Origin of the sequence: Anabaena sp. WA102 (assembly GCF_001277295.1) — a bacterium.
Taxonomy (GTDB): Bacteria; Cyanobacteriota; Cyanobacteriia; order Cyanobacteriales; family Nostocaceae; genus Dolichospermum; species Dolichospermum heterosporum.
In genome coordinates, this window is sequence record NZ_CP011456.1 from 2,449,723 (window position 1) to 2,472,649 (window position 22,927).

Annotated in this window: 17 protein-coding genes; 9 read left to right on the forward strand and 8 right to left on the reverse strand. The window is 37.0% G+C overall.

Translation table 11 applies throughout. The features are described from left to right. Positions 1 to 14: 14 nt before the first annotated feature. From AA650_RS27835 to AA650_RS10635, 5 genes are all read left to right on the forward strand, one after another. Positions 15 to 170 (forward strand): hypothetical protein, encoded by a 156-nt coding sequence (locus tag AA650_RS27835; protein ID WP_199924424.1) that lies wholly within the window; start codon positions 15 to 17, stop codon positions 168 to 170. 238 nt (positions 171 to 408) lie between these two features. After that, entirely contained in the window at positions 409 to 1,473 is a 1,065-nt protein-coding gene (locus AA650_RS10620) for a potassium channel family protein (RefSeq protein WP_053538997.1), read from the forward strand. A gap of 69 nt (positions 1,474 to 1,542) precedes the next feature. Continuing rightward, complete coding sequence (locus tag AA650_RS10625; protein WP_053538998.1) at positions 1,543 to 2,499, forward strand: leucine-rich repeat domain-containing protein; 957 nt, start codon at positions 1,543 to 1,545, stop codon at positions 2,497 to 2,499. Positions 2,500 to 2,690: 191 nt separating this feature from the next. Next, positions 2,691 to 3,647, forward strand: a complete 957-nt coding sequence (locus AA650_RS10630) for a leucine-rich repeat domain-containing protein (protein ID WP_053538999.1) — start codon at positions 2,691 to 2,693, stop codon at positions 3,645 to 3,647. Between the two features lie 190 nt (positions 3,648 to 3,837). Next, positions 3,838 to 4,926, forward strand: a complete 1,089-nt coding sequence (locus AA650_RS10635; protein WP_053539000.1) for a leucine-rich repeat domain-containing protein — start codon at positions 3,838 to 3,840, stop codon at positions 4,924 to 4,926. 102 nt (positions 4,927 to 5,028) lie between these two features. Here the strand turns inward: AA650_RS10635 and AA650_RS10640 are convergent, their stop codons facing one another. Then, positions 5,029 to 5,712 (reverse strand): response regulator transcription factor, encoded by a 684-nt coding sequence (locus tag AA650_RS10640; protein ID WP_053539001.1) that lies wholly within the window; start codon positions 5,710 to 5,712, stop codon positions 5,029 to 5,031. Positions 5,713 to 6,024: 312 nt separating this feature from the next. Between AA650_RS10640 and smpB the strand changes: the two genes are divergently transcribed. Beyond that, complete coding sequence (smpB, locus tag AA650_RS10645; protein WP_027400847.1) at positions 6,025 to 6,495, forward strand: SsrA-binding protein SmpB; 471 nt, start codon at positions 6,025 to 6,027, stop codon at positions 6,493 to 6,495. Between the two features lie 162 nt (positions 6,496 to 6,657). Here smpB and AA650_RS10650 read toward each other — a convergent pair whose 3' ends face one another. From AA650_RS10650 to coaD, 5 genes are all read right to left on the reverse strand, one after another. Continuing rightward, positions 6,658 to 8,055, reverse strand: a complete 1,398-nt coding sequence (locus AA650_RS10650) for an IctB family putative bicarbonate transporter (protein ID WP_053539002.1) — start codon at positions 8,053 to 8,055, stop codon at positions 6,658 to 6,660. Between the two features lie 278 nt (positions 8,056 to 8,333). Beyond that, entirely contained in the window at positions 8,334 to 10,646 is a 2,313-nt protein-coding gene (locus tag AA650_RS10655; RefSeq protein ID WP_081424200.1) for a tetratricopeptide repeat protein, read from the reverse strand. A gap of 140 nt (positions 10,647 to 10,786) precedes the next feature. Further along, positions 10,787 to 11,248: a hypothetical protein gene (locus tag AA650_RS10660; protein WP_053539003.1), complete on the reverse strand. Its 462-nt coding sequence runs from the start codon at positions 11,246 to 11,248 to the stop codon at positions 10,787 to 10,789. A 297-nt stretch (positions 11,249 to 11,545) separates the two neighbouring features. Continuing rightward, the gene (locus tag AA650_RS10665) at positions 11,546 to 12,259 is read right to left on the reverse strand and encodes a DivIVA domain-containing protein (RefSeq protein WP_053539004.1); all 714 of its coding nucleotides are present in this window, start codon (positions 12,257 to 12,259) and stop codon (positions 11,546 to 11,548) included. After that, positions 12,187 to 12,720: a pantetheine-phosphate adenylyltransferase gene (gene coaD, locus AA650_RS10670; RefSeq protein WP_053539005.1), complete on the reverse strand. Its 534-nt coding sequence runs from the start codon at positions 12,718 to 12,720 to the stop codon at positions 12,187 to 12,189. Before coaD ends, AA650_RS10665 begins: the two co-directional genes overlap by 73 nt. A gap of 422 nt (positions 12,721 to 13,142) precedes the next feature. Here coaD and lgt point away from each other — a divergent pair, with 422 nt between their 5' ends. The 3 genes from lgt to AA650_RS10690 all read left to right on the forward strand — a co-directional run bounded on the left by lgt (position 13,143) and on the right by AA650_RS10690 (position 20,789). Next, positions 13,143 to 14,018 (forward strand): prolipoprotein diacylglyceryl transferase, encoded by an 876-nt coding sequence (gene lgt, locus AA650_RS10675; protein WP_053539006.1) that lies wholly within the window; start codon positions 13,143 to 13,145, stop codon positions 14,016 to 14,018. Between the two features lie 124 nt (positions 14,019 to 14,142). Next, a complete protein-coding gene (gene cobM, locus AA650_RS10680) occupies positions 14,143 to 14,958 on the forward strand; it encodes a precorrin-4 C(11)-methyltransferase (protein ID WP_053539007.1) in 816 nt (271 codons plus the stop codon). Between the two features lie 335 nt (positions 14,959 to 15,293). Next, positions 15,294 to 20,789, forward strand: coding sequence for a trifunctional serine/threonine-protein kinase/ATP-binding protein/sensor histidine kinase (locus AA650_RS10690; protein ID WP_053539009.1), 5,496 nt, complete (start codon positions 15,294 to 15,296; stop codon positions 20,787 to 20,789). A 46-nt stretch (positions 20,790 to 20,835) separates the two neighbouring features. Here the strand turns inward: AA650_RS10690 and AA650_RS10695 are convergent, their stop codons facing one another. Further along, on the reverse strand, positions 20,836 to 21,882 hold the full coding sequence (locus AA650_RS10695; RefSeq protein ID WP_053539010.1) for a DUF1611 domain-containing protein: 1,047 nt from the start codon (positions 21,880 to 21,882) through the stop codon (positions 20,836 to 20,838). After that, positions 21,866 to 22,918, reverse strand: coding sequence for a dipeptide epimerase (locus AA650_RS10700; RefSeq protein WP_053539011.1), 1,053 nt, complete (start codon positions 22,916 to 22,918; stop codon positions 21,866 to 21,868). The genes AA650_RS10695 and AA650_RS10700 overlap by 17 nt, the downstream gene beginning before the upstream one ends. Between the last annotated feature and the right edge of the window lie 9 nt (positions 22,919 to 22,927).

Genomic DNA, 22,927 nt, shown 5'->3' on the forward strand with positions numbered 1-22,927 from the left:
GAGCAAAATTTTTGATGATTTTAGAAGAAGGAGTCAGGAGTCACCGAGTCAGGAGTCAAGAAGAAGGAGTCAGGAGTCAGGAGTCAGGAGTCAGGAGGAAGAAGAAAGAAGAAGGAGGAAAAATCACCCATAATTGTGCAAATATTATTTATTGTGAATCCTTACATTAGAAGTTTTTTAATTCTTAATTCGGACTTGCTGATAGCGTAGCGTGATGTTAACCATATAAATATAAAACCTTGATAAATCAAGAGTTATAGGGAAATAAAATGTGAATAAGGTGCAAGGAATAATCTTTAAAACTATCAAAAAACTATCACTTTCTCATATTCTTCCTTATTCCTTATTTCTTCTTTCTTCCTTCTGACTCCTGACTCCTGACTCCTAACTCCTAATTCTTAATTGCCTGTGTATTCTACCCTTGAACAAAAATATCAACGGATTCAAAAAGAATTAATGGCTGGGGCGCTTGCTTTAGCTGGTATTTTCCTAATCGGGACTTTATGGTATTCCCTGGTTGAGGGCTGGAAATGGGAAGATGCAGCTTACATGACTGTAATTACTCTAGCAACTGTAGGTTATGGAGAAACTCACCCATTAGGTAGTCGAGGGCGTTTATTTACCATTGTCTTAATTTTAATGGGTGTGGTCAATCTTACTTATATTGTCAATAGATTTACAGCCGCAGTCATTGAAGGTTATTTTCTAGAAGGAATTCGACTCCGACAACAAAGGCGTTTAATGGAATCATTATCAGAACATTATATTATCTGTGGGTTTAGCCGCACTGGGCGACAAATTGCTAAGGAATTTCAGGCTGAAGCTGTTTCTTTTGTAATTATTGATTCGGAACTTGAATCTGTCCAAAAAGCTCAGGAAATTGGTTACATTGTTTTTCAAGGTGATGCGACGTTAGATGATACTTTGTTAAAAGTTGGTATTACTAAAGCAATTTGTATTGTGGCGGCTTTACCTTCAGATGCGGAAAATTTATATACTGTTCTCTCAGCAAAAACTCTGAATCCAGGCATTCGGGCGATCGCTCGCGCTAGTACGGAAGAAGCTGTACAAAAGTTACAACGCGGTGGTGCAGATGCCGTAATTTCACCGTATATTACCGGTGGCAAACGCATGGCAGCAGCAGCCCTCAGACCCCAGATTTTAGACTTTGTAGATGGGATGCTTTCTGGTACAGACCGTCAGTTATATATGGAAGAATTTTTACTAGATTCCGATAGGTGTCCCTTCGTTGGTCAAAGTTTACAAAGAGCGAAATTGCGATCGCAATCAGGAGCATTAGTTCTGGCAATTCGTCGTCTTGATGGTAAACTCATTGGTGGTCCAACTGGGGATACTGTTTTAATGTCGGGAGATACATTAATTTGTATGGGTACGGCTGAACAATTGCGGGATTTAAATCAAATTCTCGGTCCTATTAATTCTACTCCCCTAAAACGTCCGAAAAATAGCTAAAAGCAGACTTATTTTGCAAGTTAGAAGATGGTAGAATTACTGTGGCTTTTTTGTATAACTTGTAAAATCATGAAACTAGCTTTAGTAGCGACCACTATTTTTACCTTGACTTTAGGATTGTACACCCCAAAAGTCACCGCAGCACCTATAAAAACACCTAAGACCTTTAAAGAATGGTGTCAACAAAAAGCCAGTTTACCTCAAGAGACGAAACGAACGGTAGAAGCATTATTAAATGTTGCTGAAACCCGAAATTGTAGTCAAGCTAATCAAACGCTGACTAAATTGACTTCTCTTTACCTTGGGGAAAATCAAATCAGCGATATCAAACCTTTGTCTAATCTGACTAATTTGACTTCTCTTGACCTTTCGGAAAATAAAATCAGCGATATCAAACCTTTGTCTAATCTGACTAATTTGACTGCTCTTGACCTTTCGGGAAATCAAATCAGCGATATCAAACCTTTGTCTAATCTGACTAAATTGACTAATCTTTACCTTGGGAGAAATAAAATCAGCGATATCAAACCTTTGTCTAATCTGACTAAATTGACTTCTCTTGACCTTCCGCTAAATAAAATCAGCGATACTGCACCTTTATCTAATCTGAATAAATTGACTTCTCTTGACCTTTGGGAAAATAAAATCAGCGATATCAAACCTTTGTCTAATCTGACTAAATTGACTACTCTTAAACTTTGGAAAAATAAAATCAGCGATATCAAACCTTTGTCTAATCTGACTAATTTGACTACTCTTTACCTTGGGGGAAATCAAATCAGCGATATCAAACCTTTGTCTAATCTCACTAATTTGACTTATCTTGACCTTTCGGGAAATAAAATCAGCGATATCAAACCTTTGTCTAATCTGACTAATTTGACTTATCTTTCCCTTTCGGGAAATCAAATCAGCGATATCAAACCTTTGTCTAATCTCACTAATTTGACTTTTCTTGACCTTGCGAAAAATCCACTTACCTCTAAGCAATGTCCCCTGAAACCAGAGTCTATTTGTAAATTTTAGTCCGGTTATATTTTGGTGCGCTATGGACTTACTAACGCACCCTCAAAATACTCAATTTCCCTGAATATTACCAGACTAAAAATGTCAAATTGGACAAAAATCCTATTCTACTAAATCATGTTTTATCGCAAATCTAACCAATTCAGCACGACAACATGATAAAATTACTGTAACTTCTTATCACTAAAATCATGAAACTAAGTGTAGTAGCAACCACCATTTTTACCCTGACATTAGGATTTTACACCCCAAAAGTCACCGCAGCACCTATAAAAACACCTAAGACCTTTAAAGAATGGTGTCAACAAAAAGCCAGTTTACCTCAAGAGACGAAACGAACGGTAGAAGCATTATTAAATGTTGCTGAAACCCGAAATTGTAGTCAAGCTAATCAAACGCTGACTAAATTGACTTCTCTTTACCTTGGGGAAAATCAAATCAGCGATATCAAACCTTTGTCTAATCTGACTAATTTGACTTCTCTTGACCTTTCGGAAAATAAAATCAGCGATATCAAACCTTTGTCTAATCTGACTAATTTGACTGCTCTTGACCTTTCGGGAAATCAAATCAGCGATATCAAACCTTTGTCTAATCTGACTAAATTGACTAATCTTTACCTTGGGGAAAATAAAATCAGCGATATCAAACCTTTGTCTAATCTGACTAAATTGACTTCTCTTGACCTTCCGCTAAATAAAATCAGCGATACTGCACCTTTATCTAATCTGAATAATTTGACTTCTCTTTACCTTTGGGAAAATAAAATCAGCGATATCAAACCTTTGTCTAATCTGACTAAATTGACTACTCTTAAACTTTGGAAAAATAAAATCAGCGATATCAAACCTTTGTCTAATCTGACTAATTTGACTTCTCTTTACCTTTGGGAAAATAAAATCAGCGATATCAAACCTTTGTCTAATCTGACTAAATTGACTTCTCTTGGCCTTAGGAAAAATCAAATCAGCGATATCAAACCTTTGTCTAATCTCACTAATTTGACTTTTCTTGACCTTTCGGGAAATCAAATCAGCGATATCAAACCTTTGTCTAATCTGACTAATTTGACTTCTCTTGACCTTGCGAAAAATCCACTTATCGTTAAACAATGTCCCCTGAAACCAGAGTCTATTTGTAAATTTTAGTCCGGTTATATTTTGGTGCGCTATGGACTTACTAACGCACCCTCAAAATACTCAATTTCCCTGAATATTACCAGACTAAAAATGTCAAATTGGACAAAAATCCTATTCTACTAAATCATGTTTGATCGCAAATCTAACAATTCAGCACGACAACATGATAAAATTACTGTAACTTCTTATCACTAAAATCATGAAACTAAGTGTAGTAGCGACCACCATTTTTATCTTGACATTAGGATTTTATACCCCAAAAGTCACCGCAGCACCTATAAAAACACCTAAGACCTTTAAAGAATGGTGTCAACAAAAAGCCAGTTTACCTCAAGAGACGAAACGAACGGTAGAAGCATTATTAAAAGTTGCTGAAACCCGAAATTGTAGTCAAGCTAATCAAACGCTGACTAAATTGACTTCTCTTTCCCTTGAGGAAAATAAAATCAGCGATATCAAACCTTTGTCTAATCTGACTAAATTGACTTCTCTTAACCTTAGGGAAAATAAAATCAGCGATATCAAACCTTTGTCTAATCTGACTAATTTGACTACTCTTTACCTTGGGGGAAATCAAATCAGCGATATCAAACCTTTGTCTAATCTCACTAATTTGACTTATCTTGACCTTTCGGGAAATAAAATCAGCGATATCAAACCTTTGTCTAATCTGACTAATTTGACTTATCTTGACCTTAGGGAAAATAAAATCAGCGATATCAAACCTTTGTCTAATCTGACTAATTTGACTCGGCTTTACCTTGGGGAAAATAAAATCAGCGATATCAAACCTTTGTCTAATCTGACTAATTTGACTGAACTTAAACTTTCGAGAAATCAAATCAGCGATATCAAACCTTTGTCTAATCTGACTAAATTGACTCTTCTTGACCTTTTGGGAAATAAAATCAGCGATATCAAACCTTTGTCTAATCTCACTAATTTGACTTCTCTTTCCCTTTTGGGAAATAAAATCAGCGATATCAAACCTTTGTCTAATCTCACTAATTTGACTTCTCTTTCCCTTTCGGGAAATAAAATCAGCGATATCAAACCTTTGTCTAATCTCACTAATTTGACTTCTCTTTCCCTTTCGGGAAATAAAATCAGCGATATCAAACCTTTGTCTAATCTGACTAATTTGGCTTATCTTTCCCTTGGGGGAAATAAAATCAGCGATATCAAACCTTTGTCTAATCTCACTAATTTGACTTTTCTTGACCTTGCGAAAAATCCACTTACCTCTAAACAATGTCCCGTAGAACCAGAGTCTATTTGTAAATTTTAGTCCGGTTATATTTTGGTGCGTTATGGACTTACTAACGCACCCTCAAAATACTCAATTTCCCTGAATATTACCAGACTAAAAATGTCAATTTGGACAAAAATCCTATTCTACTAAATCATGTTTTATCGCAAATCTAACCAATTCAGCACGATTACTAGTTTCTGTTTTTCTCAATAAACTACTCACATATTTCTCCACCGTGCGCGGACTTAAATGTAAATGATTACCAATTTCTCCATTAGACAAACCATGAGTTAATAAGTCTAAAACTTCTGTTTCTCTAACAGTTAGCGGTGTCAATACTTGAGATTGTTGTACCTGAGTAGGGATAGAAATATGACCGTTTTTTGCTTTTGTATATGTGGCAAAACTGATTTCTTCCTGATAAAGAAAACGACATTCTGATTGGATGATTTGCGATCGCTCTAACAAATTACGTATAGCAGCGGCTATTTCTTCCAATTCAAATGGCTTAGACAAATACAAATCACAGCCAGACTGATATCCCAAAATTCGTTCTTGAGTTTTCGTTCTTTCTGTCAACAAAATCACAGGTAATAATCGAAAGGCTGATAGTTGACGAACACGACGCACCAACTCATAACCATTCATCTGTGGCATCATAATATCTGTCACCATCAAATCAGGATGACGCTTTTCAATCATAGCCAAAGCGTCTACACCATTATCAACAGCTATAACATTATACCCGGACAGATCAAGATAATCACTAATAGATAGGCGTGTACCTAAATCGTCATCTGCGACAAGAATAGTCAAGGGCATGGATAGTACACCCCTATAATCTTTTGGTTGAGCAATTTACTGTAATCACAAATATTAATAGACACAAGCAAGAATACTAATTCTATCTCTAATACTATGACAAGATTACTTACTCATGATGACATCATCAGTGATTTCTAAAGAAAATATTAAATTTTCACAAATTGTTCATAAAACTTTACGTAATCTCCAAAAAAGAGAGGAGGATTTTTGATCAATGACTAATCACCAGTCCCTTTGGACTACAATTAAAGAAAAAGCCAGTCTAAAGAAATTTTTGGGCGTATTTATTAAAACTTAAGAAGATTTTTGATGAGTGATAAACAGAGTGAAGGTTACAAAGTTATTTGTGATAATCGGCAAGCACGGTTTTTATATGAAATCATAGAAACCTATGAAGCGGGTATTCAATTGACAGGAACTGAAGTCAAGTCAATTCGTGCCGGTAAAGCCAATTTACAAGATGGTTATGCGTTGCTTCGTGACGGGGAAGCATGGTTAATTAACGTACATATTTCTCCTTATACCTCCAGCGGTGCATATTTTAATCACGAACCCAGACGAACCCGCAAGTTATTACTTCATAAACAAGAACTGCGTAAACTTATTGGGAGGGTACAACAGGAAGGTTTAACCCTAGTCCCCTTAAAAATGTATCTAAAACGGGGCTGGGTAAAAATAGTTATTGCCCTGGGTAAAGGTAAAAAACTCCACGACAAACGCGAAAGCCTCAAACGTCGTGATGATCAACGGGATATGCAAAGGGCAATGAAGAGGTACTAGGAGGCAGAGGGCAGGGGAAATTCCCACAACCACCTCCGAATGAATTCGGAGTCTTATAGCAAAAGTCGTCTGAAGACGACTGTTAAAGGCTTTGAGTCCACTTCAGTGGACTTGAACTATTAGACTGGGAATTCATTCCCAGGCGGGTTAGGAAACTCTTTTCTAAGCGTGATTATGATTATTGCGGGTTAAAGGTTGCCAATGGCTGGCAACTAAAGCCACCATAAACCACCAGAGGGTATTAACTTCAGGGCGATAGAAGACCGTATCAAATAGACCCTGAGCAAGTATACCTAGGATACTAGCGATCGCCCCAATTAACCATAAGCCCTCGATATTTTTAGTTTCTCGTAATCGTCGCAGTTGCAAAAATCCTGTATTGAAGGTGACGACTATTAACCATAAGAAACAGGTAAAACCCAAAAAGCCAGTTTCCACAATCGTTTCTAGAAACACAGAATAGGCACTTAAAGCCGTAAACCGAGGACGTTGATAGAGAGGATAAACCTTATTAAAAGAACCATGTCCAGGTCCTATACCAATTATCGGGCGATCGCGGATCATTTGAAACACAGATTCCCAAACATTTTTCCGAAAGTTATTACTACTGTCTTTGCGGTCGGCAAATATACTCACGATTCGCACCCGGAAAGGTTCGACAAATATCAATCCAATTATCAATAACCCCACTACAGTTCCTAACAATATTGGTAAAGACCAAGTCCGCCAAAATTTCGGTATCTCTATACTCCACCAATAAAACAGCAACACCGCTATTGTCAATAATCCCACTAATAAGGCAATCCAACCACCGCGACTAAAGGTCAAAATTAAAACAGTAGCGTTAACCACAAACATTGTTAATGCTAATGATTTCCTAATCCAACCCGGCCAAGCTACAATGGCAACTAAGCTCAAAATTACAGCGGGTAAAAGATATCCAGCTAATAGGTTAGGATTTCCTAAGTAACTGTAAACTCTCGTAGTTTTAGCCAAAGAAGATTCTGGGTCAACCCACGTAGCTAAGGCCTTCGCACCAAAAAACCATTGTCGCAACCCATAGACGCTGACAATCAGGGATATATGCAAATAGAGGGTAATTAACCAAGACCGAAACCGCGCCACTCTCAACACTCTAGCACAAAGAACAAACAGCAATAAATAAAGTGTTAATGTTTGTAAATCACCTAATGCTGCTTTTTTCACCGGTGATAATGCTGTTGATATGGCAGCAATACTCCAATACAGCAATACTAGTAAATGAATGGGAGTGGCAGTAGGAGCATTAACTGATGTATAATCATCGGATAAGGTCAATAATAACCACAATCCCACACAAGCTACTAACAATAAACCCATTAAGGTGCTAGAAACAAAAGGTGCAAGACCATAAACAAGGCTAAGTAAGCCAACAGCAATTATATCTCCCCACTGGATGAAAATACTACTTTGTCGCCAAGGTTTTAACAGTCCCACCAAAAACTTATGGAGGTAACTGCTAGACAAATATTCTTTCAGTGGTAAGGAAGATAAAGTTAATCTTTCCCAAACTAAGTTCATGAGGAAATACAAAGTACAGAAGTTATAAAGTATAGCTTATCGCCAGTCTAATTGTAAACCTATTTTGAAAGGAAGAATCGGCAAGGGTTAAGAAGCAAGAGGCAACGGAAAACAGGAAATAAAAACCAGTATTAGCAGATTGCTTAACAAAAGTATTGTCACAGCAACGAAATTTATGCGAATCTTAACGTCAAACATCAGATTGCTAAACAAAGCTATTGTTATCCTATCCAATAGATTTATCTAAAAATAAATGCTTTAAGATTAACAGCATTTACTTAAAGATTACGTAAAAGTTCAAGATTACCACGAACAGTAATAGTATGAGGGTGATCTATTCCTAATTGTTGTTCAAAAATATTTAAAGCTTGTTGGTAGAGAGGTTCTGCTTCTTTGTACTTGCCTTGAGATTTGTAAAGTGAGGCCAAATTGTTGAGACTGGAAGCAACATGAGGATGATCATCACCCAGCAGTTTTTGCCTGAGAGCTAAAGCTTGTTGGTAGAGAGGTTCTGCTTCCTTGTACTTGCCTTGAGATTTGTAAAGTTCTGCCAAATTGTTGAGACTGGTAGCAACATCAGGATGATCATCACCCAGCAGTTTTTTCCAGAGAGCTAAAGCTTGTTGGTAGAGAGGTTCTGCTTCCTTGTACTTGCCTTGAGATTTGTAAATTCCTGCCAAATTGTTGAGACTGGTAGCAACACGAGGATGATTATCACCCGGCAGTTTTTGCCAGAGAGCTAAAGCTTGTTGGGAGAGAGGTTCTGCTTCGTTGTACCTGCCTTGAGATTGGTAAAGTAATGCCAAATTGTTAAGACCAGTAGCAACATCAGGATGATCATCACCCAGCAGTTTTTGCCTGAGAGCTAAAGATCGTTGGTAGAGAAATTCTGCTTCTTTGTACTTGCCTTGAGAATGGTAAAGTTCTGCCAAATTGTTGAGACTGACAGCAACACGGGGATGATTATCACCCAGCAGTTTTTGCCAGAGAGTTAAAGCTTTTTGGTAGAGAGGTTCTGCTTCCTTGTACTTGCCTTGAGAATAGTAAAGGAATGCCAAATTGTTAAGACCAGTAGCAACATCAAGATGATCATCACCTAAACGCTGTTTTAGCAATGATACACATTGTTTTCGCCAAGGTTCTGCATCATTATATAATCCTTGTCCTTCATAAAAATTTCCCACTCCCTCAAAAACCCAAATTAAATTTTTATCACTCACAGTATCCAGTAAATGATCTGCTACTTCCTGTAAATGGGGTATAGCTAATTTGAACCTTTGAATATCTTTCTGTATTGGTTGGTCAGGAATTTCTTGAGCTATATTAACCATTGCTTGGCAAAAATTACGTTTTAGTGTGGTGCTGACAGATTGACGATTGAATAAATTACTAAAAAGTTGACCAATATCTAAAAACAAAAAGTTTGCCAAGGTGATCTTTTTTTGTGTAACCGTTGACAGTTTTTCTAACTTGACTTGTAAAAAATCACGAATTAGTTGATGTAATTGATAATGATCATAATTTTCACTTTGTAAAAGATGTAATCGTTCTAATTCAATTCTGGCATTTTCTAGATTTTCTATGTTTTTCTCCCGTGAAGCACTTTGAATCAATAACCAAGGAATGGGAGCTAAAGCAAATAAACTGAGTAGACAACCTAACTCTTGAGCAGAATAACTGATAACTTCCCAACTTAATTCAAAAGCAGCTTGAACACCACGAGTTATAGATAAAGTCCAAGTAGGGTCATGAGCATCAATATCAAAAGCAGGATGATTGATACCTTTAGCTGCTAATCTTTGCAACATTTCCGCGCAAGATATCTGACGATATTTGACATAACGACCAACCAATTGTAAAGCTAGTGGTAAATAACCTAACCGTTGACAAAGTTCTTCTGCTTGTGCTGTTTCTTGATTTAACCTATCCTCACCAATTAATTCCGATAATAATGCCATTGCCTCCGGTAGAGAAAGGATTTGTAAAGACAAAGTACAAGAAACAGGAAAATCTAGTTTTAGTCTAGTTGTGATCAAAACCTTAAATTGAGATGATTGTGGCGGCAAATAGGGCTGAATCGCCGGATAATTTTGGACATCATCAATAACTACTAAAGTATTACCCGTTGGCCAACTTTGCCAACACCAATCTACTTGTTTTGATAATACATTATCTGGTGGATTTAAACGGAAATGTGTGCGACAAAATTCAATAATTTGTAAACCGAGATTTTGATTTGTAGCCGACAACCAACAAATACCTCCCGGATAAGATTTTAGGGATAAATGCTCAAGAGAATATTGGGTAGCCAATTCAGTTTTACCAATACCACCCATACCTTGAATAGCAGAAATTACAGCATGATTGCTAGTTTGTAAATGTTGATGAATTTTCTTTAATTCATGTTCTCGACCAATAAACTTTTGAGTATTACTATTAGGGATATTGTGGGGAAAACCTAGAGGTTTATCCCAATCATTTAAATTATTGACAGTTTGAAAAACTTGAGTAATATCTCTCACAGAGATATCACGCGCTTGAACATTTTTGAAAAGCTCTTGAGAAATTTGAGGGGGATGATTTGTATTCATGATTAGAGCTTAACCTTCTTGAGTTAAATCACCTACATTAATATTATTAGCCTTGATATTGGTGAGCATTGTTCCGCTTGAACATTTTTGAATATCTCCTGAACAATTTGAGGGAGATGATTTGTATTCATGATTAGAGCTTAACCTTCTTGAGTTAAATCACCTACATTAATATTATTAGCCTCGATATTGGTGAGCATTTCTTGGTCAACAGAACCACTACTTCCTGAAGTTTTTTGAGTGATATTCTGAGCTTGTAAATCACCATTTAATTCAATTCCACTCAGAATTACCTGACGAATCTTAGGGTCTTGTGTTTTGAGTTCTTCAACCAGCAATTTAAGTTGATTAGCAAAAATTTCATCAGCATTAATGTATTCTTGCAATTCATCTTGTAACTGAAGTTTATTTTTTTCAGTTGGATCTTTTTCAGCCCGAATTAATAAACCTTCCATTCCTTCTGTAGTTAACTTTTGTCGAATAGTGCTAACCAACTTTGCAAAAGTATCTGCGACACCTTTAACTGCAAATTTTCCACCTTCCTTGATTGCTTCCGAGAAAAATAAAGAAACAATAACAGCGCCAGTGAGTGGTTCTACCATAAAAATTACCCCTTCTTAATTGTCAGCAGAACAATAACTTCTCTAATTGTTTTATTTGTACCATAAATTCGGATAAATAAGCGAGTATTATCCTAGATCAAATTAAAACTTCTGATTGAATTAAATATAATTTGCAGAAAAAATTATCTATAAACAGAGAGAACAAAAAAATCCGCGTTTATCTGCGTTTATCTGCGTTCGATGCTATCCTTCAAAATAGTAATTAAATGAGAATATGATTAAGAGGCAGAGCCTCTGTGATAGCATTCCCAGTCAGAGACTGGGAACGAGGTGATACTATCTTTTTTTGGAATTATGGGGGCGTTGTTGGGGATGATCTCCATTTTTGGGGACATTAGCAGAATTTAATTGTTTGCGGCCATTAGTAATAATTTTTAACATTTCCTGTATATCCTGTTCAATATTAGCCAGAACGTTATCGGCGTATTTATCAGCACCATCTTCAATTTCTTCAGCTTGAGAAATTGCCGTTTGGCGCATTTCTTCTAATTCTTGCTGACAAGCGCGACGTTTACGGTCAATTTCCGCAAGAGTGTCTTGCATCATTGTTTCACAATCGTCCTGGACTTGTCGCCGTAGTTGGTCAGCTTCCCGCTGTGCTTGCCTGACGATATCACTTTCTGCCAAAATTTGCGCTCTTTTTGCTTGGGCTACATCTACAACCTGTTGTCCATATTCTTCCGCTTCTAGAAGAATTTCATTCTTTTGTGCCAAAATATCGAGTGCTTCCTGAAACACTGTTGGCAAAGAAAGACGGATGAAATCAAGTTGTTCTAGTAATTTATCTTCATCTATTAAAGTTCGTCCTGTCAGGGGAATCCTCAAACTAGAGAGAACTATGTCCTCTAAGCGGTTGAGTTCCTGCTGAATATCTACCCCTGCTGTTGGTTCTGGATTGCCAATGGAGGGGATACCATTCACGTACTCTCTTGGGGGAGGATTGTTGCCGTTGTGGTTGGATTCGAGGCTAGGGATTTTTGGTTGTAGCATTGGTATATATCTAGGGCAATGTGTGGGGGAACAAGATGATCAACAGAGCCACCAAACCTGGCAATCTCTTTTACCACACTACTACTTAAAAAACTATACTCATTTGATGTTGCCAGAAAAACTGTCTCGATCTGAGTAGACAATGTTTTATTAGTGTGAGCCATTTGTAGCTCAATCTCAAAGTCAGAAACCGCTCTTAACCCCCGTAACAAAACTTGCGCTTGTTGCATTTGAGCATATTTTACAGTCAAACCGTCAAAGCTGTCTACTCCTACATTTGGTAAATGTTTTGTAGCTAGACGAATTTGCTCTAATCTTTGCTCTACTGTAAACAATGGCATTTTATGGGGATTGCGGAGGACGGCAACAATGACTCGTTCAAATAGGCGACTACTGCGCTGAATAAGGTCTAAATGTCCCAAGGTGATGGGATCAAAACTACCAGGATAAATAGCAATCACAATGTTATTTTAAGTGATTATATTGACGGATTTTCAACAGAACTTTATTAAATCTAACACAGGGAGTGGGGGGTGGGGGAGGTGGGGGAGGTGGGGGAGGTGGGGGAGGTGGGGGAGGTGGGGGAGGTAGGGGAGGTGGGGAGGTAGGGGAGGTAGGGGAGGTAGGGGAGGTGGGGGAGGTAGGGGAGGTAGGGGGGAGGTAGGGGGGTAGGGAGGGGAATTTTACTAATGACAACGAACAACTGACAACTGACAACTGACAACTGACAACTGACAACTGACAACTGACAACTGACAACTGACAACTGACAACTGACTAATGATTTTAATTTTGCCGAATTACTTATCGCTATAGTGACTAAGGCATACTATATTATTGTGTTTCATCTCCATAGATTTCAAATTCCTATAGGTAATTTTGTATGGTAGTGGATTTTTCTGTTTTGCCTTTGGGGTTTTTATTTACTTCCCCTGGTCCGATTGTGGTTAAATTGGGACCAATTGTTATTCGTTGGTATGGGTTGTTAATTGCTTCTGCTGTGTTAATTGGTGTTAGTCTTTCTCAATACCTAGCCAAGCGTCGTCATGTTAATCCCGATTTAATTAGTGATTTATCAATTTGGTTGGTGATTGCAGCTATTCCCGCCGCTAGGTTATATTATGTTTTGTTTCAATGGCCAGAATATTCTCAACATCCAGAACGGATAATTGCAATTTGGCAAGGGGGTATTGCTATTCATGGGGCAATTATTGGCGGTGCGATCGCGGCGTTAATTTTTGCTAGACTGAATAAGGTATCTTTTTGGCAATTGACTGATTTGGTTGCTCCTTCATTAATATTAGGGCAAGCAATTGGTCGGTGGGGAAATTTTTTCAACTCGGAAGCTTTTGGCAGACCAACTAGTTTACCTTGGAAGTTATATATTCCCTCAGATCGTCGTCCTTTGGATTTAGTGAATTTTGAATATTTCCATCCCACTTTTCTTTATGAATCGTTGTGGAATTTAATGGTGTTTGCATTGTTAATAACTTTGTTTTTTCGAGCTTTAGCTAAAAAATCCCGGTTGAAAGTAGGGACGTTATTTTTAGTTTACTGGGTTGCTTATAGCTTGGGACGGATTTGGATTGAAGGTTTACGCACAGATAGCTTAATGCTAGGACCTTTACGGATGGCACAAATGGTAAGTTTAGGGGGAATGACTTTAGGATTATTTGGTTTAGCTTGGCTATATATATTCAAGCGTTCCTTACCTGATGTTGTTGCTGGGGGAAATGAAGAAAAAAATGCCCCAGAGTAATTAATCTCTAGGGCTTAACCAGGGTGCATCTACCATCTATTTCTACTAGGCAAAGTGGCTGAATCCGGATATTACTCAGGAAATGCTAAAAGTTTTTTTTGCAGGGTTTTGAAGGGGAAAATTGATGAGTGAATCTACTAGTAATTTGAGTTTTTCTAAGTATCCCAATGCCTTAGAATCTGCGGTTTATATTGTGGGTGCCGGACCAGGAGATCCTGATTTATTAACGGTTAGGGCGCAAAAGTTGTTGGCTGCGGCTGATGTGATTTTATTTGCAGATTCTTTAATTCCCGAACAGATTTTAGATATTTGTCGTGCAGATGCGGAAATTATTAAAACAGCAAATCGGACTTTGGAAGAAATTTTACCATTGATGATTGATGCCGTGCGATCGCATAAATCAGTGGTCAGGCTACATTCTGGTGATCCTAGTCTGTATAGCGCTATTCATGAACAAATGCAGCTATTAGCCGATGCGAATATTCCCTTTGAAGTTATCCCTGGTATCAGTGCCTTTCAAGCTGCCGCAGCTAAATTGAAAATAGAGTTAACTGTCCCTGGTTTAGTCCAAACTATTATTCTCACTCGCATTAGCGGTCGTACCCATGTCCCTGATACTGAAGAGTTAGCAGCTTTAGCCGCCCATCGTGCCAGTTTATGTTTATATTTAAGTGTGAGTCATATTACTGAAGCCCAAGAGAAATTATTAGAACATTATGATCCAGATACTCCAGTAGCAATTTGCTATCGCTTAGGCTGGCCAGATGAAAAAATCCGGGTTGTGAATTTAGCACAAATCGCAGATTGTACCCATGAAGAAAAATTACGGCGAACTACACTTTATGTAATCAGTCCCGCACTACTACCAGTAAGTGGGCGCTCCCGCTTGTATCACCCCGAACATAATCATTTATTCCGTGCATCCCATAATCTTGGCTAGTACCGCAAGGCGGAAGTCAAAAGTCAAAAGTCAAAAGTCAAAATGAAGACAGTATAGGCTTTTGGAGTATTTAGAATGGTTGGTTTATTTACGCCGTTTTGTACTAATAGTTCGTCAAATTTATTTTGACGGGTAATGGAAAAAAACTTCTGTTCTCCCCTCCCCCACCTCCCCACCTCCCCCCACCTCCCCCACCTCCCCACCTCCCCCCACCTCCCCCACCTCCCCCACCTCCCCACCTCCCCCTACCTCCCCTCCCCCCCCCACCTCCCCTACCTCCCCTACCTCCCCCACCTCCCCCACCCCTGAAGATGGAATATCTCTGAAAAAACAAGATGAACAAAAGTAATATCTGTATAGTTACTATTCCTGGGTATACAATTACTGAACTTATTTATGCTAGTAAAAAAACTACAGTTTATCGTGGTCAACAGCAAACAACACAGATTTCAGTTATTATCAAGATTCTCAACGCAGAATATCCCCGGTTGCAGGATTTAATAGCATTTAAAAATCAATTTGCTATTAGTCAACAAATAGATCACCCAAATATTATTAAATGTTATGCCCTAGAAAAATATGGTAATAGTTATGCCATAATCTTAGAAGATTTTAGTGGTATATCGTTGAGTGAATATACCAATTTACAAAAATTAGATATTAACTCTTTTATATCTATTGCGATCGCAATTACTAAAGCATTAGAGTTTTTGTATGCCAAGAAAATTATTCATAAAGACATTAAGCCCAGAAATATTCTAATTAATCCCCAAACTCAGGAAATCAAGCTGATAGATTTTGGTATTTCCTCCCTATTACCTAAAGAAACTGCGGACATCAAAAGCCCGAATGTATTATCAGGGACACTTACCTATATGTCTCCAGAACAAACAGGAAGAATGAATAGAGGCATAGATTACCGCACTGATTTTTATTCTTTAGGAGTAACTTTTTATGAATTACTCACAGAACAATTACCTTTTTATAGTCAAAATCATTTGGAATTAGTATATTGCCATATTGCCAAAGAGCCTATTCATCCTAGAGAAATTAATCCACAAATCCCTCAGATTCTCGCAGATATCATTATTAAGTTAATGGCAAAAAACCCCGATAATAGATATCAAACGGCTAGAGGAATTAGATATGATCTAGAAATATGTCAAAAAATGTTATTAACTGAAGGAGAGATTAATAACTTTGAATTGGCAAAACGAGATATTAGTGATAGGTTTCTGATTCATGACAAACTATATGGTAGAGAACAGGAAATTATTGCTTTATTAAAGGCCTTTGAAAGCATCAGTGCTGGCAATAAAGAATTAATGTTAGTCGCAGGATTTTCTGGGATTGGTAAAACTGCTGTCGTTAATGAAGTTCATAAACCAATTGTTCGGCAAAAAGGTTATTTTATCTCTGGTAAATATGATCAATTTCAGCGAAATATTCCCTTTTCTGCATTAGTGCAAGCATTTCGCAGTCTCATGAGACAACTGCTAACTGAAAATACGGTACAGTTACAAGAGTGGAAGATTCAGATATTATCAGCTTTGGGAGAACAAGCACAGGTAATTATTGATGTCATTCCTGAACTAGAAAATATTATTGGTCAGCAATCACCAGTTCCTGAACTGACGGGAAATGCTTCAGAAAATCGCTTTAATTTATTATTTAGTAAGTTTATTCAGGTATTTGCTACAGGTGAACATCCATTAGTCATTTTCTTAGATGATTTACAATGGGCTGATATAGCTTCTTTAAAATTAATAAAATTATTAATGTGTGAAAAATACACAAGATATTTATTATTAATTGGAGCATATCGAGATAATGAAGTCAATCCGGGACATCCTTTAATCACAACTTTAGATGATATTCGTCAAGAAAATATCACAATTAATCAGATTATTTTGCAAGCTTTAGATAAATCTCATATTAGACTATTAGTTACAGATACTCTATCTTGTCCGAAATTACATAACCAAGACCTAACAGAACTACTTTTAAGAACCACTCAAGGTAATCCATTTTTTACCAATCAGTTACTTAAATCATTACATGAAGATGGATTAATTACTTTTAATTTTAGCCTTGGTTATTGGCAGTGTGATATAAATGCAGCCAAAGCTTTATATCATAATGATGATATTGTTAATTTTCTCAAAATCCAATTACAAAAATTACCTAAAAATACTCAAGATATTTTAAAAATAGCTGCTTGTATTGGCAACCAATTTGATTTATCTACCCTGGCTATAGTTTGTGAAAAATCCCAAATACAAATAGCGGCTGAATTATGGGATGCTTTGCAAGAAGAACTGATTATTCCCCAAAATGAAGCATATAAATTTTTTACGGGCGAAGAATCAGTATTTGATGTTTTTAACTTAAATTTCCCGGTTAATAACACTGAATCAATTTTCGCTAAATATAAATTTTTTCATGACCGAGTTCAGCAAGCAGCTTATGTCCTAATTTCTGATGTTGATAAATCAGCAATGCACTTAAAAATTGGTCAGTTACTATTAAAAAATACCAATGCTGCGGAACTGGAAGAGAAGATATTTGAGATAGTTAACCAGTTAAATATTGGGGTTGAATTAATTACTAATCAGTCAGAAAGACATGAATTAGCTAAATTAAATTTAATTGCTGGTTGTAAAGCAAAATCTTCTACCGCTTATGAATCTGCTATTAGATATTTAAAGGTAGGCTTGGAACTTTTAGCAATAAATAGTTGGGAAGATGAGTATGAATTAACTTTAAATCTTTACACAGAAATCGCAGAAGCAGAATATTTAAATATTGATTTTGAGCAAGCAGAAATATATATAGAATTAGTTAAACAAAATGCTACCAGTCTTATAGATCAAGTAAAAGTATATGAAGCACAAATACAAATCTATATGTCTCAATTGCAACTACAAAGAGCAATAGAGACAGGGTTGAATTTAGTCAACTTGCTGGGAGTAAATTTAGAAAAAACACCTCCACAAAACTTAAATGTTGATGATTTAATCAATTTACCAGAGATGATAGCTACTGATAAACTTGCGGTGATGCGGATTTTAACTAATCTGACTGCTGCTAGTTATTTTGTTGATCCAGAATTATTCCCAGTTATTATCTTTACCATGATCAATCTATCAGTAAAATATGGCAATTCTCCATTTTCTGCTCCTGGATATGTGAATTATGGGGTGATACTCTGCGGTTTTGTTGCTGATATTGAAACTGGATATCGTTATGGTGAATTGGCTTTAAATATATTAGATAAATTTGATGGTAGAACAGTTAAATGTCGAGTTATGCTAATGTGGGCTTGCAATGTCCTATTTTGGAAAAAACATCTCAAAACAGTAGTAAGTAGCTTACAAGAAGCCTTACAAAGCGGAATAGAAACTGGAGATTTAGAATATTCTGGTTACTGCTCGTCAATGTATAACATGAATATGATTTTCAGTGGTGAAAACTTATCCTATGTATTTGAGCAGTTAAAAAGTCATATACTTTTAATGTATAGCTTGAAGCAAGAAGGTACTGTTTTACTACATAAGCTATGGTATCAGCTAGTTTTTAATCTTGCAGAAATTAATGAAACCAAACAAACATTTGATGGTGAGTTATTTGATGAATCTCAAATATTACCAATTTTGATCGCATCTAAAGCATCAAATGTAATATTTTCATTATATTTAGCAAAAACTATATTTTATTACTTCTCTGGTTTTACCAGTATCGCTGTTGAGAATGGGATTCAAGGTGAAGCTTATTTAGAATGTGTAGTGGGACAAGTTACTACGAGCTATATATATAGCAGTATGCACTTGAGTGAGATACAGTCAGCCAATCGCAAACTCTGTAGGGGCGCAGGGTCTGCGCCCTCGAGTCAATATAATTTTTATTATTCTTTATCTCTTTTAGCTGAATATGATCAGCAGTCTGTGAGTGGACAAAAACAATATTTAGAAAAGGTTTTATCCAATCAAGAGAAAATGAAAAATTGGGCTGTTCATGCACCGATGAATTTTCAACATAAATATGAATTAATAGAAGCAGAAAAAGCGAGAGTGTTAGGAAATAATTGGCAAGCAATAGAGCTTTATGACCAAGCAATTGCTGGAGCTAAAGAACACAAATATCTTCATGAAGAAGCACTAGCTAATGAACTAGCAGCTAAATTTTACCTGAGCTTTAATAAAGATAAAATTGCTAAAACTTACTTAATAGATGCTTATTATTGTTATGCTAATTGGGGAGCTAGGGCTAAAATTGAGAGTTTAGAAACAACCTATCCTCATTTGCTTGAACCTATTATTAATCAAACCAAAACTAAATTAACAGCCGGCGAAGTAAGTACACTTATTAGTAAACCTAGTTTGACAGGTGTTTCTGCATTATTAGATTTAGAAACTGTGACTAAAGCATCCTTAGCCATTGCTTCGGAAATTCAGATAGATAAGTTATTATATACTCTCATGCAGGTAATATCAGAGAATGTTGCCGCCAATAAATCTGCATTAATTTTGCAAAAAGAGGGAAATTTAATATTAGTAGCTCAATGTATGAATGAACATGAATGTAAATTTTCTACTACACCAATTAACGATAGCCAAGATTTACCATTAAGTATTATTAATTATGTAGCAAATATGCAAGAATATTTATTAATTAGTGATGCTACAAATGATCAGGATTTTGCCAATGATTCATACATTATTCAGCATCAATCTAAATCCATATTATGCAATCCTATTTTGAATAAAGGGCAATTAATTGGTATTCTTTATTTAGAAAATAATCTAACTGTGGGTGCTTTCACTATTGACAGATTAAGAATATTAAACCTCCTATCTTCTCAAGCTGCTATTTCCCTAGAAAATGCCCAACTCTATAGTAATTTAGAAGAAAAAGTCACCCAAAGAACTCAGGAATTAAATGAAAATAATCTGCATTTAGAACAAACACTACATGAGTTAAAAGCCACACAATCCCAACTAATCCAAACGGAGAAAATGTCCAGTTTAGGACGAATGGTAGCGGGTATTGCCCATGAAATTAATAATCCTATAAATTTCATCTATGCGAACATTGAACACGCTAGTAATTATACTGAATCTATTATCAATTTACTGAATATATATCAACAAGAATATCCTAGTCACTCAGCTACTATTGAAAAATATAAACAAGACAATGATTTTGATTTTGTTATTCAAGATTTACCTAGAATTCTTGATTCAATGACGGTAGGTTCAGAACGGATTCGGAAGATTATTTTAAGTTTACGTAATTTTTCCCGTCTTGACGAGTCCGAAATGAAACCTGTAGATATCCATGAGGGAATTGATAGTACATTAATGATTTTAGAAACTCGATTCCAAGAAAAGTTAGGCTATTCTAGCAATGTAGTCATTAAAAATTATAGTAATCTTCCCTTAGTCCAATGTTATGCTTCTCAACTAAATCAGGTATTTATGAATATCATTAGTAATGCCATTGATGTTCTCAAACAGCGTGAAAAAAGTTTATCTACCGCAGAACTCAAGAATAATCCTAACCAGATCATTATTCGCACTCAAATCATTAATAATAATTGGGTACAAATTGCCATTAAAGATAATGGTATGGGGATAAATCCCGAAATTAAACAACGCATATTTGATCCTTTTTTCACCACCAAACCTGTAGGAGAAGGTACAGGTTTAGGACTATCAATCAGTTATCAAATTATCGTAGATAAACACAGTGGTAAATTAGATTGTATCTCTGCACCCGGAAAAGGAACAGAATTTATCATTGAAATTCCCATAAAACTCCACCAACCATAAAACGCCTACTCTCCGCGCCTCTGCGCCTCTGCGTGCAAAAAAATATTCAACTCTGCATAACAGCATCCAATAATAACCCAGCCCCAAACCGAACAGGATCTGTACAAGGTAACTTAGTTTCTGCTATAATTTGAGCGATCGCATTTTTTGCCTCTACTTCCCCCAAATTCCGAGTATTCAAAGCAATTCCCACCACAGGAACAGGACGAAAAGCCCCCGCACCACTAGCAACAATTTCATACATCCGAATCACCTCAGATAACGATGGAATTGGTATATGAGGATTATTCCGGTTATGGGTTTGTCCTGCTTGATGCACCAATATTAAATGTGTAGGTTGAGAACCGCGAATTAACGGTAAAGTAGCCGTTGAGCCAGGGTGTAAAAGAGAACCTTGCCCCTCAATTTGCAAAATGTCGTAATGTTGACCAAAACGCATCACCAACTGTTCCACCGCACCCGCAGCAAAATCCACCCGCACAGCGTCTAAAGCCACCCCTTCCCCTTCCAACATTAACCCAGTTTGACCAGTAGCCAAAAACTTAGAACGGATACCCTGCAACTTAGCCACCCGGTGTAATTCCAGACTGGTAGACATTTTACCAATAGCCATATCCGTTCCCACCGTCAACACCCGCCGACAGGGCAGAGTTTGCGCCATTGCCGATGCTACATCTAAATTAGCTGGTTCTTTGCGGACATCCCAAATTAATTGTCCTGGTTTCAGGAGGGCATTTAACTCCGGTATATTTGCCATTGGTGTATGTAACCCATTTACCAAAGACATTCCCGCCTTGAGGGCATCTTTGATATCCAGCCAATAATCATCAGGAACAGCACCACCTTTAGGTGCAATCCCAATTACTAGAACTTCCGGTTTATACTGTAAAGCTGCTGTCACAGATGCCACAATTGGCGCATCTCGCTGAATACCTGTTAACTCGACTAAAGACTTACCTACAGATTCTCTGTCAATCACCGCCACAATGGGGGACTCGCTGTAGCGTAAAATTGACAACCCTGTTTTTCCTTGAACTCCAGTAATTCCCTCATGAAGAAGAATTGCTATTTTTTGATTAAGCGACAGACGCACAATGTTTCACTCCCAAACCAGGTAAATTATTCGGCAAAACTCGCCCATTTTCCACCACTGCACCAGTAAAAGGATCATCAATTAGATTTAAGTGACTATCTAAATCCAAATAATCAGCCAGTGGTGCAAGTTGTAAAGCGGCGGTATTAGCAAGACAACTATCAGAATAACAGCCAAACATGACTTGTAAATTATGAGATTTGGCTGTATGCACCATCCGCATGGCTTCAGTGATTCCCCCAGATTTCATTAATTTGATATTAATGCCATCAACATGATTAGCTAATTGGGGAATATCCGCACTGGTAAAGCAACTTTCATCTACAAAAATTGGTAACGGAGAATGTTTTTTTAACTGGGCTAAATTTGCTTCTTCACCTCTTGCTAATGGCTGTTCTACATATTTTATTCCCAAATCAGCTAACCAATTACACATATTTACAGCATCGGTCAAATTCCAACCTCCGTTAGCATCAACAAATATATCTCTTCCGTCCGCTTCTTCCCGTACCGCTAAGAGCATTTTTTGATCTGCTTCTATTCCCTCGGTTGAACCCAATTTGACTTTTAACAACTGCACGTCCATAAATTGTAACCAGTCTCCCGTCCTTGCCCTTGCACCTGCTGGGGAGTTAATGCCAATTGTTACCGATGTTGGCACTATAACATTTTTATCCAGTCCCCACAGTTGCCACAATGGCAAATTCACACGCTTACCCAACCAATCATGTAATGCCATATCCACAGCCGCTTTGACTGCGGACGGAATTTGCATTTGTTCTAATAGTGCCTCAATTTCCTGCCGTTGCCAAGGGCTATACTTTTGTAAAGTAGGTATGATTTGCTGCAAAGTTTCCTGGATTTTCTCCGTAGATTGCCTATGGTTGCCCACTCCAAAAGGAGATGCTTCTCCCCAACCTGTAATTCCTTCTGCGGTAATTTGTAACCAGATATTTGTTGTTTGTGCTGTTGTCCCCCGACTAATTGTGAGGGGAAATCGTTTGTTGACGGTAAAGGTTTGAAAATTGATTTGCATAAATATATT

Coding starts and splice junctions, on each gene's coding strand:
- AA650_RS27835 (WP_199924424.1), top strand. CDS start 15: ATGATTTTAGAAGAAGGAGTCAGGAGTCACCGAGTCAGGAGTCAAGAA.
- AA650_RS10625 (WP_053538998.1), top strand. CDS start 1,543: ATGAAACTAGCTTTAGTAGCGACCACTATTTTTACCTTGACTTTAGGA.
- AA650_RS10630 (WP_053538999.1), top strand. CDS start 2,691: ATGAAACTAAGTGTAGTAGCAACCACCATTTTTACCCTGACATTAGGA.
- AA650_RS10635 (WP_053539000.1), top strand. CDS start 3,838: ATGAAACTAAGTGTAGTAGCGACCACCATTTTTATCTTGACATTAGGA.
- AA650_RS10640 (WP_053539001.1), bottom strand. CDS start 5,712: ATGCCCTTGACTATTCTTGTCGCAGATGACGATTTAGGTACACGCCTA.
- smpB (WP_027400847.1), top strand. CDS start 6,025: ATGAGTGATAAACAGAGTGAAGGTTACAAAGTTATTTGTGATAATCGG.
- AA650_RS10650 (WP_053539002.1), bottom strand. CDS start 8,055: ATGAACTTAGTTTGGGAAAGATTAACTTTATCTTCCTTACCACTGAAA.
- AA650_RS10655 (WP_081424200.1), bottom strand. CDS start 10,646: ATGAATACAAATCATCCCCCTCAAATTTCTCAAGAGCTTTTCAAAAAT.
- AA650_RS10660 (WP_053539003.1), bottom strand. CDS start 11,248: ATGGTAGAACCACTCACTGGCGCTGTTATTGTTTCTTTATTTTTCTCG.
- AA650_RS10665 (WP_053539004.1), bottom strand. CDS start 12,259: ATGCTACAACCAAAAATCCCTAGCCTCGAATCCAACCACAACGGCAAC.
- lgt (WP_053539006.1), top strand. CDS start 13,143: ATGGTAGTGGATTTTTCTGTTTTGCCTTTGGGGTTTTTATTTACTTCC.
- cobM (WP_053539007.1), top strand. CDS start 14,143: ATGAGTGAATCTACTAGTAATTTGAGTTTTTCTAAGTATCCCAATGCC.
- AA650_RS10690 (WP_053539009.1), top strand. CDS start 15,294: ATGAACAAAAGTAATATCTGTATAGTTACTATTCCTGGGTATACAATT.
- AA650_RS10700 (WP_053539011.1), bottom strand. CDS start 22,918: ATGCAAATCAATTTTCAAACCTTTACCGTCAACAAACGATTTCCCCTC.